Here is a 13,130-nt window from a genome sequence, read left to right on the forward strand (position 1 = left end):
AATCCCAGCCATATTCAATCCGAAAAGCAGGCCGCCGTTAATGGCTACAAAAGTGGTCCAGTATAAATAACCTGCACCGGTTGGTTGATTCTGTTTCATAAAATTCGCGTATTAGCTTTTTTTCGTTTTTCAATTTTATTTAATTTGCCAAATGCTGCCCAACTCCCACACACGTCCTTCGCTGAGAGTAACTTCGCCATGCTCAGCAAACAGACTTACAGAGGAGAAAGGCTGGCTTGCAAAAAACTGTTCAGTCATCGAAACAAGACCGCCTTTGGCAAACAATTCAACTGACGACCTGTCAATAATAAGGTGCATGTCAAGTATCGGATCATTATTGATGTATGGCGCGAAATGTACCCCGCCAAACTCTTTGTTCGGGCTTTCCCAACCGGCAGCAGATCGGTCGATAAAAAATAGTTTGTTCAGGTTGTCGTAGCCAATCAGTAGTTTTTCATTTGAAGCATTGGACAAAGCGATACCGAAACGTTCTGCAAAATTTACTGATGTAGAATTTTTAGTATCAAAATGGAGCCTGATTTCGATAGGAAACTCAAATGTCTTTTTAATTTCCATTTCACCCGAAACGTTTTCCGGTTTTAGCTGTTCCTCTCTGCCACGTATCGATTGGAGCTCCTCTACTGGTTTAGAAACCAAGAGGTAATTGTTATAAACTTCTACCAGCTCCAGCTCCCGGGCCACAGTCATTGCTCCGCGCCATTTGCCTGTCGGAATTTGATCGGCATACTGCCAATTGTTCATCCAGCCGATAAACAGTCGTCGACCGTCTTCTTCAGGAACGTTCGACCAGCTTACCCCTGCATAGTTATCTTTGCCGTAATCGACCCATTTGGTTTTTATTCCTTCCGAAGTAAACGCATGGCCGTCAAAATCGCCCACGAAATATTGGGTGGCCGAACCGCCGTTTGGTCCTCCCGGGTTGATGCTGACTAGCATAACCCATTTCGTGGTATCGCCGGCCGGCATCGGAAACAAATCGGGACATTCCCACACACCTCCATGAGCGCCTATGTTTTGGCCAAAGTCGCTTTCATATTCCCACTCGAGCAGATCAGCCGAGGAATAGAGATGAACCCGATCCTGGGCAGCCAGGATCATAATCCAGCGGCTGCTTTCTTCGTGCCAAATCACTTTCGGATCGCGGAAATCACGAATCCCCGGATTAGGAAGGATTGGGTTGTATTCATACTTTGTCCAACTACGCCCTTTGTCAATACTGTATGCTAAGCCTTGGTACTCGAAGGTATCCACTCCCGAGTCCTCAAGCGAACGGTTATGATAAGTGTAAATCGCAACCAATGGCGGGTTTTCGGCGGTGCCCAGACCTGAAGTGTTGTTAACATCTGCAACAGCGCTTCCCGAGAAAATCCATCCCAACGAATCCGGATAAAGAGCTGTCGGCATCCGTTCCCAATGCACCAAATCGGTGCTGATGGCATGCCCCCAGTGCATAGGACCCCAAATGGTGCTATCCGGAAAATACTGATAGAAAAGATGATACTCTCCATCGTAATAAACCATTCCGTTGGGATCGTTCATCCACATGCTGTCGGGTGTAAAATGAACCTGTGGACGATATGGTTCATTCGCATCTGTTGCTTCGTTTTTATCGATCCGAGTACATGCCACGGCTATTAATGCCATGGTTAACAGGTAAAAAAAGATTTTATTCATGTCGTTAATTTACTTTTAAAAAGGGTTGGCAAAATTGTTCGAAATCGGAAGAAACCTTTAACACATAGTATCCACGGTTTAGATTGCTGATATCTATTGAACAGTTATTCCCGGAGATGCTCTCATTTAAAGCCCTAACTTCCTGCCCCTGCAAATTGATGATTTTTATGGTTGTGTTTTTGGACTTCTCAGCACTCAACTCAAATATTATTTTATCTGTTGCAGGATTGGGATAAAGTTTCAATTGATCATTCATGTTGCTTTTACGGTCAAAGAGTCCGGTTGACGGGCTTGAATCCCAAATCGACTTCAATTCCCAGGCAGAAAAAGTTTTCACTGTCGTTGGCGAACGCTCTGCAAATACTTGAATTCCCTTTTGAAAATTCGGATTGGGGAAGATTAGGGTAGTCAATACAACATCCCCGTCATTGACAAATACTTCAGCCGAAAGCTGATCAACAAAAATGTGGAACTTGATCTCATTTGATGTCAGCTTAACAGGCGCCGAAACAATCTTTGGAAAGTCAGCATCAAAGGTGACATAGCCGCAGGTTCTTCGATCTACAAATACGTTGGAAGATTTCTCATCAAAACCAACAACCAGTTTTTGCGTCCCGTAAGTACAAAGGTTGAAGCCTATTCGTTGATTACTACCGGGAGTAATTTCGAAGCTCGCTTCAATTTCGTAGGTGTTTTTCGCGGGTGTGAATTCAGTGAGATTGACAGTACCATCGACCGCTTTATTAGAGAAATTGACTTCGTTTTTTCTGAGCTTTTGCAGTTCCGGAATCGGTTGTTGGCGAATTTTATAGCCTTGTTCTGTACTGATCAGTTCAATCTCCCGCGGAATTGATTCTCCGGTACTCCCACCCCACGATGTGGGTATGCTATTGGCATATTCCCAGTTATTCATCCAACCCAACCAAACAGTTCGGTTGTCATCGGCATCATAGTTCCGGTAAGTTCTCGCTGCGTAGAAATCCGGTCCGTAGTCAATCCAGTTGGCATGTTCATAGCGTTGATCTGTCAGAATATCGGAGAACATGATGTGGTCGATATTAATGTGCCCCCATGCACCAGTGAAATTATCTACAATTTCGAGTGTCGCCGTTTTGCCGATGTGATCACTGACATCCCAACCCGACCATTTCAGCTGTTCGGAGTTGTCTCCGGTAACCGTCTTAACGGTTGCGCCGTCTACAATCAGATTCATGCAGGTGAGGCCCGAATGGTTTCCGCCGGAAATCAAAAAATTGATAAATTTTTTCGTTATGGTGAAACTCGGTGAAGTTAGTTTCCCGGTTGTTGCATCGCCGCCGTTAAATGAATTCACCAGGTAGTCGCCCAAATACCCAGAGACGTCCATTTGGCCTGACAAAGTTCCGTTTGCGGGGCCAGTGCCGAAAGCTGTTCCGGTAGCGGTCCAGACACCATAGCCAGTGCCTTCAAAGTCGGCAAATACTTCACCGGAAATTCCAGTACCGTTTTTTAAGTAAGCCAGAGTTGTTGCATCCGGAGTGAAGGTGGTTCCGTTGAAATCGCCGACCCAGTACTGCCCTCTGTTCGGGCCCATACCACAGATCATCACCCATTTTTTATTGTTCGAATCACCATCCAGAGGAAGCTGAAACAGATCGGGCACTTCCCATGCGTTGGCTCGCGCCCCCAAAGGGCCAAAGGTCGATTGCTTAGTCCAGTTCTTCAGGTTAGGCGAACTATAAATTTCGATTTTATGCTCTCCGGGTCGGGTAATGGCCATTGCCCAACGATTGAGTTGAGTATCCCAGAATACTGAAGGATCTCTGAAGTCGTTAGAGCTTGAAGGAATTACCGGGTTGCCGGTGTAATAGTTGAAATAGTCGAAATCAGTATCTGTACTGCTGGAAATACCCTGCGTCTCGATATTTGTTGTTTTGTTGTGCATGGTATAAACGGCAACAGCTACGGTGTCGTCAACAGCACCAAAACCAGCCGTATTGGCGGTGTCCACAACGACCGACCCGGTATAGTAATCCCATGTGGAAGATCCACCAAGCATGGGCCAGGGATATTCAGTCCAATACACCAAATCTTCGGAAACAGCGTGTCCCCACCAAAAAAGATGGTACAAATTGTTGAATTTTATCGTTCCGTCGGGATCGCCAATCCAGCCACTAACAGGAGAGAAGTGAAACTGAGGACGATACTGTTCGTTGTAGTCCTGTCCTCTGGTTCCAAAGCTCAGTCCGAACAAACACAGTCCGAGTAAAGTAGCAGATAATAATTTCATAGTTTTTAGCTATCAGTTTTCAAAACATATTACGGAAAAACCGACAGAAGATGCGTCTGCATTAGCACCTCCTGTCGTTCTTTTTACACTCAATTTTTAGATTGAGTAAATAAATAAGTCAAACTATTCGATGTTAACTTTTCCCGGTTTCCAGCCGTATTTTCAACATCATTTTCAGCATACCAGTCGTAGGTTCCGGAGCCGATGAAAATTGCAGCGCCTTTGCCATCATGTTTAGGCCAAACCACCATGTTGATTTCTTCGCTGTTCCAGTTAGTCACCATGACTTTACAGTTGTTCACTGTTTCAAAGTACGAGACTCTTTCCGGAATCGTTGATCCACCCACAGCATAATCTGTCCAGCCTGCAACATTGTATTGGTTGGTCCGGTTACGGCGTGCTACTCCATTGGGCAACATGATAAACTTGGTAGGATCATCGGACTTATAATTTAAGCCAGACGCCAACGGACTTTCCGGATCAGCGTACCATTTAAGGTCCCAGTCACCCCAGTTTTGCGAATCCGGATTGGCCTCGACATCCCCAAAGGCGTTGTTCGGCGCATATTTCGGTTCGCTGACAATACCAATTTCGTCAACAAGCGAGCCGGCAAAGTTCGTCAGCAGAATGTTACCACCGCTTTCGTAGTACTCTCTTAATTTACTCACGATAGCCTGATTGTCGGCAACGCCATATAGCATTTGGGCATCAGGCCAACAAGGGCGTGTTCCCTGATCAGAATGATACCAAACCGCATCGTATTTACTAAGGTCCACGCTTCCGTCGGCGATTTGACTGAAACTTACATATTCGCCGTCTGCATATTGAGCAAGGAACCATTCAGCCGCTTTCTTGTCGTCCTCAATAGTCATCGCATTTACACTGGCTGGTTCGCCCAAAAAGGCAAAATAGAACTTTTCTGAGACGATAATCGTGTATTTGGTGTAGATATTACCATTTATGATGGTGAATTCGATGGGACCTGTAAAGTCCATATTAGCCGTAATTTCAGGCGTAATCGTAGCCCCTTCGGGCAAAACAATTTGCGGACTCACATCACTTACATCAACGTTGTCGCTCGATTCAACCGTTACCGTAACCGTTTTTTTGGCTTCGTTTACAACACCATCAATGCCACTTACTGAGAAGCTTTTGATTTTTACATCATAATCAAATTTCAAGTCGCTTTTGTATTCCTCTTCGCATGAAGTCAGTAGGATCGCTGCCAGAAAAAAGAACAGCAAGCTTTGTCCTATATATTTTCTCATTTTATTTACTTTTTTAGTTAGACAACCTGTTTATTACCAGCCCGGATTCCGCTCATATAAGCCTTTACTGAAGTCAATCTGCTGTTGAGGAATCGGGAAATATTCATTCTTATTTTTCGTAAAACGACCATCTTTCAGGTATTCCCGCTTCGTCATTTCTTCTTCGAAATAATTGTTAATGTACTCGGCAGCAATTCCCCAACGAACGAGGTCGAAAAAGCGGATTCCTTCCATGGCGAATTCAAGGCGACGTTCCCAACGCAAAGCCTGGCGGGCAAAATCCTGTGTCCAAACACAATTATCACCAGGTACATAAATATCCATGTTGTAGTTTGAAACCGGGAACCCGCTGGCATCTTTCAGCATACCACTACTATTTATAGCCCGTTGACGAACTTCGTTGATGATTGGCAGCGCTTCATCTTGGCGACCTAGTTCAATCAACGCTTCTGCTTTCCACAGCAACACATCGGCATAACGGATAATGTCGGTGTTTTTCGAACTGGCCATAAAGGGCGGCACCTTCTGGAAACATGGACAATCTGGAGATTGATTTTCTTTCAGTGAAGAAAAGTATCCATAAATCTGTGGTGAACGGGTCCATGATTCTTCGTAGATAAATTCAGGATCGTATTTCCATGGATGCCCCGGAATCGCAACTGTGTGATCCAGCCGAACATCAAATGTATTATCAAAGAAATCTGAGCCTGCATTCGCATCTGCGTCATTGAATGTGTCGAATTGAGGAAGACCATCCGCATCGGTTTTGAATGAATTCACCAGGTTTTGAGAAGGAATGTGGAACCAACAGCAACCATATTCAGGATTCATCGGATAATTCAACACATTTCCCCAGTCCAAACGTCCTTTAGGCGTATCGTCGCCAATCGATCGCTGAATGGCAAAAACAGATTCTGTGCTCGACTCGTCATAATCCCACAGAAAGTTATAACCAAAATCGGCGAATAAAGCATATTGACCGGATCCGGTTATCTGATCAACCAAGCTAACAACTTCCTGCAGTTTTGATGTATTAATCGTGGTCACATTGTTTTGATCATCCTGTTCGTATGCCTGGTACAATTTTACTTTTGCCAGGTATGACATAGCCGCAAATTTGTTCGGACGACCTTTATCGCTTTGTGTTTCGGGTAAATTTTCAGCAGCAAATTGAAATTCAGCAGCTACTTTATCCCACAATTCCTGATCGGAGAAAGCCCGGTTTGAAACCTCAGCATAACTGTCGTTCGTCAGAACTTCTTCATCAATCCATGGCATAAATTTGAACATGGTCTTTAACACGAAATAATGATGCCCTCGCAAGAAACGTAATTCAGCCTGACGTTCCGCTTTCTGCGGATAATCGTCAACGCTAAGATCATTGATGATACTCAGAGCCTCATTTACCCGACTGATTCCGACATACAAACGATACCATTTTTGGTCAAGCATGGGGTTATCGGGTTGAAGAATCGAGAACAATTCCATTTGATTGAACTCGGCGATATCACCGGTAGCGTCGCCTCCTTTGTATGAATCGCCGCTGGTATTGTCGGCATAAGGCCATAACGAGTTTGGCGCTGTATAGTGGTCGTTGCCTAGTTCTGCATAAGCAGCAATTACCATCGATTCAGCATTATCTGGCGTTTTCAAGAGATCGCTGCTGATGATGCTTTTGGGAGCCATATCCAAAAAAGAATCCTGGCAGGAATAAATTAATCCTGTTGAAACCAATAAAGTGGCGTATAGAAATTTTCGTATATTTTTCATAGTCTTAGTCTCTAAAATGTTAGATTAATACCGATTGTAAAGCTTGTTGGGTTCGGATAAGCAAAGCCTGGTGATTCGGGATCAACACCAGTAAACTGGTCAGCGCCTTTGCCATCTTTCAAGGTGAACAGGTTCTGCCCCTGTATATATAATCTTGCAGACGATAAACTGAGTTGTTGAATCATTCTCGCAGGAAAGTTGTAACCCAATTGTAGGTTTCTCAGTTTGACGTATGAACCGTTTTCAATAAAATAAGACGAAGCTCGGTTTTCATTGTTTGAGTCTGTTAACGATAGCATCGGGATAGTTGAACTCGTGTTGTCAGTAGTCCAGGCATCCAAGGTTCTGTCTCCGAAATTCGTTCCCGACCAAATTGAAGTAAAGTCAGTCAGGTGTTTGTACTCATTGTACACATCAGCACCATAAATACCCTGGAAGAACATGTTCAGGTCGAAACCTTTGTATTCGAAACTGGCATTGAACCCAAAGATGAAATCCGGATTTGGATCACCGGTGAACGTACGATCCAAATCATCCACTTTTCCGTCGGGCTCATAAACAAAGTTTCCGTTGGCATCCAGGCCGCCAATATCTTTGTAGCGAATACGGCCAATTCCTTTACCCGGTTGATCAGCATATTCATCTACTTCTGCTTGATTTTGGAAGATACCATCTGCGATGTAACCGAAATGGATATTATCTGAATGACCTAAAACACTTTTACCGGTAGAGGGATCACCGGGATAACCGGTCAAAACATTCTCGGGCAAGTACGTTACTTTCCGCTTATAGGACGAAACGTTGGCCGTCAAATCCATCGCTAGATCTTTGGTCAGTTTTGTTTTGTAGCCCACGACAAATTCCAACCCTTTATTTTCCAACGTTGCACCGTTTACCCAAGTATCGCCGCCTTCTCCTTTGGCCGCCAGATATGGAGGCTTCAGCAAGATGTCTTTAGTTTCTTTAAAGAAGTAATCGACACTTCCGTAAAGCGATTGGTCAAACAATCCGAAATCGATACCCAGGTTAGTTTGATTGGCTTGTTCCCATTTCAGGATTGGGTTTCCGTTGCTGATTTTGCGGAACCCGGCCGGCAAAGTTCCGGTGTCGGCTCCTGAAATATCATAGGCAGTTCCGGTATCGAAGGTCCATGTCGGGTCAATCCCGTAGTCAGAACGGTAAATCGAGTAAATACCACCATTATCGATCGACTGGTTACCGGTAATACCCCATCCGGCTCTAAGTTTCAGGTTTGAAATGGATCCCAGGTTGTCTTTAACAACGTTTTCTTCACTTAGTCTCCATCCTAAAGAAAATGCAGGGAAGGTTCCGTAGAGGTTCTCTTTACCAAAGCGGGATGATCCATCGCGACGAACGGTAACCGATGCGAGGTACTTGTTGTTAAATACATAGTTGATCTTCCCGAAATACGAGAACAACGAATTGCCGGAGCCACCGCCTCCGTTTTGTGCACCCTCGGTACCTGCATCCAGAAACATATAGTCCGGGTCTTCCAGCTCAAAGCCTTCCTTGATCGCGTAAAACCATTCGTCTTCATACTTTATAGCTTCGGTACCCACGACCATATCGAAGTCGTGTTTGCCTTTTGTAAATTTGTAATTCAGCGTATTCGACCAGGTCCAGGATAGGTTATGTGACTGAGAAGTCGTCACCCGGTTGATATCTGAATTCAGGAAACCGGAAACATAACTGTAATCCATTTTCCTCAAATAGCTTTGGTTGTAGTCGATACCCAAACTGGATCTCAGGTTTAACCCTTTTATAATTTCCAGATCAGCATACATATTACCGAAGATGCGCGCTGACTTTCGGTGATTTTGTTTGTTCTGTTCAATCATACGAACCGGGTTGTGACGGTCTGTCATTCCACGGCCGGGTCCACCCCAACCGCCATCAACCGAATGTACAGGGACAATGGGCTGTTGTACCAAAGCAAGATACATCACATCCATTGGGATCTCCACGTTATCGACTTTCGAAACCAACAGGTTTTCGCCAATCAATAATTTACCCCCAAGCACTTTGTAGTCCGAGTTAATCCGAGCCGTGATTTTGTTGGAATTGGTTTCCTTGATGATCCCGTCGTGATCATAGTAGTTCAATGAAAATAGAGAGTGTCCCCGTTCATTACCATTTGATAAGGTAAAATTGTACGATTGAATTAAAGATTGTTGTGAAATCTCATCATACCATTTTGTATCGGCAGGGCGCATTGTTTGTCCGGAGCCCACATCAATAAATTCCGGGTAAAGAATGTTATCGAGTATAGCCTTTCCGTTATCGTCAGTATGCCATTGATATTTGTAAAGCGGTGAACTTGGTGTAACACCGTCATTAATGGCGGCCTGCCAGTTAACGAAAGCTCTTTCCTCTGTATTCAGTACTTCCAGTTTGTTCGCATATTCCTGAACAGATAAATAGGAACTGAATTCGATCTTTGTAACGCCCGCTTTCCCTTTCTTCGTTGTAATAAGAATGACCCCGTTGTTCGCTCGTGAACCGTAAATACTGGCTGCAGAAGCATCTTTCAACACCTGCATACTCTCAATATCATTCGGGTTTAGTTGTTCGATCCCTCCTGTTGTTGGTACACCATCAATCACGTATAACGGATCATTACTTCCACCGGCCAACGTACTACCGCCGCGAATACGCACTGTGGCAAATGAACCCGGATTACCGTCAGTTGTAATGTATACACCGGCGACACGACCCTGTAGAGCCTTGACTGCATTCCCTGTTGGAATCTCTTTAATCTCGTCCACTTCAACAACTCCTACCGACCCGGTTAAATCTGCTTTCTTTTGCGTTTGATAACCAGTGACAATAACTTGTTCCAAGCCTATCGATTCTTCGGCCAATTCTACATTAATGCTGCTTTGCCCTGCTACTTCAATTTCTTGTGTCCTCATTCCTACAAAAGAGAACATCAACGTTGCATTAGCTGGAACATCCGTCAAAGTATATTTGCCATCAAAGTCGGTAATCGTTCCGGTTGTTGTACCTTTTAAAACAACGGTAACCCCGGGTAATGGCTGTCCGTTTTCGTCGGTAACTTTCCCGCTGACCGCCTTTTGTTGTTGCACCGATTTTTCTCTCGAAGAATCAGATGATAAAATAATTTTTCGGTTATTAATTGTGTACTTAATATTCTGATCCGCAAAAATCTGGTCAAGTAAAGTTGTTATTGACTGATCTTTTACATTGATCGATACTCTTCGGTAAACATCAACAAATTCGTTGTTGTAAATGAAAAAGTATCCGCTCTGGTCTTCAATCTCGGCTAAAACGTCCTTGATCAGCGTATTCTCCCGGGCAATCGAAAATGTCTTGGACTGGGAGTATGTCCCGGAAGCCAATAGCGCAAAGGTGGATAAAAAGAAAAAGAAAGTTGTTAGTTTCATAATAAACAGAACTTTAGTTCTAAGAATACGATGAAGTATTCCATTCATGTTTGATTTTTTCATAAATTCGGAATGTTTAATTTTTTTAAACTCAATTTTTGATGTCTGTTAGTAGCAGACATTACTCGAACAGGAGGGTGGTGGTACACCTTCCTGTTTTTTTTTCATACTGTCAGTTAAGTGCTCATTTAATTCATTTTAAGTTTTATAATTCGTTTGCTATATCTTCCCTGGCTGTCTTTTTGAGCAGGCGTAATTTCATAACTCAACGGAGAGGTCAGACTGAATGTGTGGAGAATCTCATCCACCGATTCATCGATGAAAGTACCGGTAAACCGATATTTATTTAGCTTTTGATCTTCAAGTCGGATATCCACATTATACCAGTTTTCGAGCTTGATCATCACATCTTGTATCGGATCATCCATAAAAACCATCTTCCCGTCAATCCACCCGACATACCGCTCCAACTCATAGGTTATCTCTTTGATAATCGTATTTTCCTTCACATTGAAACGAGCCTTTTCGTTTGGTTTTAAGACCATTAGTGCTTTGTTATCCATCCTATTGGCCTCGCTGATAGCTACTTTTCCTTCGAGCAGAACGACATTGATAGCCCGATCTAAATTGTAAGCATCCACATTAAATTCAGTTCCTAAAGCCTGAATCTCAATGGGGCCGGCTTGAACAATGAAGGGGTGTTCGGGGTCTTTAGCAACATCAAAATAGGCTTCGCCTTCTAACTCGATCCGCCTTTGGTCTTTAGTTGTGAACTGGTTAGAAAACCGGAGCGAGCTTCCGGAGTTGAGATATACGCTCGATCCATCGGGAAGATCGACATGTGTTCTAGTGCCTATTGCAGCGAAGACCTCTTCATAATATTCTGATGAAGAACTTCCCGCAGAGAAAAAATAATTGTAGGTTCCTGCCAGTAAAACCGCAAGAACCAGTATTGCCGCAGCTTGATACAGTAAATGTAACCGGAAAGTTTTAGGTGATTTTATATCGGCACGTTTATGCACAAGTTCCAAGGCCGCATTTTGTTCGATGCTGGATGGGATCTGAAATTCGCCTGTTTTTTCCCACAAAATTTGGATATCCTCAAACTCAATCTGGTTTTTATGGCTTTCAGAAACCCACTTTTCCAGCATCTGAGATTCGTCGGCAGAAATTGTTCCCGTCAATTTCCGGGCAATAATTTCATAAATGTGGTCTGATGTCGTAGGCATTTTATGGTGTTTTGCCCTACTGACTCCGAATTGACGTCAAAACCCTACATCCAACTGAAATTATTTTTGTCTTTTTTTATTTCACGAAACCACACATCACCCTAAGTCACTAGGCAACAGATGATAGCAATTGACTTTAGTCACGAAATATTTTTCGAACAACCCGCAAAAAGAACAATATTGGGTTTTTGGAAGAGGACTTTGAGGACGGCAAAAATTCGCTCAACTCAACCCGTAACAACTTAAGCGATCTTCCGATAAGCGCTTCAACTCCCTTGACTGAAATTTTCATTTCCCGGGCAATTTCCTTGTTGCTCATGTTCTCGAAGCGACTCAACTCAAAAGCTTGTTTGCATCGTGGTGGAAGTTTAGCGAGCGAGAGTGTTAGTTGCTCCTCAAAATCTCTTCCCTGAATTTCATCTTCGGTCGAATGGTCGACAATGTTTATGTCGAATGGAGAATCAACATGTTGCCTCTTGTAATCCGAAATGTAATCTGCTATTTGATTCTTGACCATGACGGTCAGATACCCACCCAGGTTACTGACGTTTCCCATGACAAACCGTCGTTCCCACAACTTGATAAAAACATTTTGAACCAGGTTTTGAGCCATGTCGGCGTCGTGAATAAATGAGTAGCAAAAACGGCAAAGATTATCGTAATATCGGCGAAAAATGAGATCAAATGCCTTGCTGCTCCCTTGTCTGAGCTCATCAAGTAAAACTGAATCTGTACTCACATTATGATCGGATGAGATTGGCATATAATTGGAATTTCTTCGGTTCAAAAGTATATGATCTGTCCTAAAAGTAGAAAAAATTACTCAGATGTTTTAAAAATGCCTGACTCACACATAAAAAAGCTGCGCCTGAACCGAATCTGACGCAGCCTACAAACAATTCAATTTGAACTCCTCAACGATTAAATAACCAACTCCGCTTTATACTCCGGCATAGCCCCATGTTGCGTACAAACAAAAGCCGAAAGATTAACCGCCATTTGGTGCGTCTCCTTCAGTGATTTTCCGCTTAGCAGGCCGACAACCATCGCTGCGGTGAAGGAGTCGCCTGCCCCAACCGTGTCGGCCACTTTTACTTTTGGTGTTGGCAAAAAGCTGCTTTCGTTGGCAGTGATCAGGTAGCTGCCTTCGGTGCCACAAGTCAGCGCCACCAGTTTCAGGTTAAAGCGGTGAAGCAGCTCCTCACAGTTTTCTTTATCCTCTCCCTGCAAGCCAAACATCTGAGCAACAAGCTTTATCTCGTCGTCGTTTATCTTTAAAACGTTGCCCAATTTCAGCGACGCTTCAATCAAATCCTTCGAATAAAACTGTTGGCGCAGGTTGATATCAAAAATCTTCAGAGCAGTGTCCGGCACCTGGCTCACAAAGTCGCGGATGGTCGTTCCCGATACTTCGCCGCGTTGAGCCAGCGAACCAAAACAAACAGCTTTGGTCCTGGCTGCAATGGCCGCATAT

General features: G+C 43.8%; 8 protein-coding genes. All 8 read right to left on the reverse strand.

What is annotated here, in order from left to right; genetic code table 11:
* Positions 1-135: 135 nt before the first annotated feature.
* On the reverse strand, positions 136-1,695 hold the full coding sequence (locus tag ABZD21_RS19000; protein ID WP_372776713.1) for a glycoside hydrolase family 32 protein: 1,560 nt from the start codon (positions 1,693-1,695) through the stop codon (positions 136-138).
* 4 nt (positions 1,696-1,699) lie between these two features.
* Positions 1,700-3,964, reverse strand: coding sequence for a GH32 C-terminal domain-containing protein (locus tag ABZD21_RS19005; protein WP_372776714.1), 2,265 nt, complete (start codon positions 3,962-3,964; stop codon positions 1,700-1,702).
* Between the two features lie 89 nt (positions 3,965-4,053).
* Entirely contained in the window at positions 4,054-5,232 is a 1,179-nt protein-coding gene (locus ABZD21_RS19010) for a DUF4960 domain-containing protein (protein ID WP_372776715.1), read from the reverse strand.
* Positions 5,233-5,265: 33 nt separating this feature from the next.
* Positions 5,266-7,002: a RagB/SusD family nutrient uptake outer membrane protein gene (locus ABZD21_RS19015; RefSeq protein ID WP_372776716.1), complete on the reverse strand. Its 1,737-nt coding sequence runs from the start codon at positions 7,000-7,002 to the stop codon at positions 5,266-5,268.
* 11 nt (positions 7,003-7,013) lie between these two features.
* Entirely contained in the window at positions 7,014-10,490 is a 3,477-nt protein-coding gene (locus ABZD21_RS19020) for a TonB-dependent receptor (RefSeq protein WP_372776717.1), read from the reverse strand.
* A 125-nt stretch (positions 10,491-10,615) separates the two neighbouring features.
* Entirely contained in the window at positions 10,616-11,656 is a 1,041-nt protein-coding gene (locus ABZD21_RS19025) for a FecR family protein (RefSeq protein WP_372776718.1), read from the reverse strand.
* A gap of 136 nt (positions 11,657-11,792) precedes the next feature.
* The gene (locus tag ABZD21_RS19030; RefSeq protein ID WP_372776719.1) at positions 11,793-12,419 is read right to left on the reverse strand and encodes an RNA polymerase sigma-70 factor; all 627 of its coding nucleotides are present in this window, start codon (positions 12,417-12,419) and stop codon (positions 11,793-11,795) included.
* A gap of 158 nt (positions 12,420-12,577) precedes the next feature.
* Positions 12,578-13,130, reverse strand: a 553-nt coding sequence (locus tag ABZD21_RS19035; protein ID WP_372776720.1) for a PfkB family carbohydrate kinase, incomplete at its 5' end; no start/stop codon positions are given.

It is taken from the genome of Mangrovibacterium sp., assembly GCF_041596335.1.
GTDB lineage: Bacteria > Bacteroidota > Bacteroidia > Bacteroidales > Prolixibacteraceae > Mangrovibacterium.

What these genes read in the sequence shown, in the direction of transcription:
- ABZD21_RS19000 (WP_372776713.1), bottom strand. Translation starts at nt 1,695, where the DNA reads ATGAATAAAATCTTTTTTTACCTGTTAACCATGGCATTAATAGCCGTG.
- ABZD21_RS19005 (WP_372776714.1), bottom strand. Translation starts at nt 3,964, where the DNA reads ATGAAATTATTATCTGCTACTTTACTCGGACTGTGTTTGTTCGGACTG.
- ABZD21_RS19010 (WP_372776715.1), bottom strand. Translation starts at nt 5,232, where the DNA reads ATGAGAAAATATATAGGACAAAGCTTGCTGTTCTTTTTTCTGGCAGCG.
- ABZD21_RS19015 (WP_372776716.1), bottom strand. Translation starts at nt 7,002, where the DNA reads ATGAAAAATATACGAAAATTTCTATACGCCACTTTATTGGTTTCAACA.
- ABZD21_RS19020 (WP_372776717.1), bottom strand. Translation starts at nt 10,490, where the DNA reads ATGAAAAAATCAAACATGAATGGAATACTTCATCGTATTCTTAGAACT.
- ABZD21_RS19025 (WP_372776718.1), bottom strand. Translation starts at nt 11,656, where the DNA reads ATGCCTACGACATCAGACCACATTTATGAAATTATTGCCCGGAAATTG.
- ABZD21_RS19030 (WP_372776719.1), bottom strand. Translation starts at nt 12,419, where the DNA reads ATGCCAATCTCATCCGATCATAATGTGAGTACAGATTCAGTTTTACTT.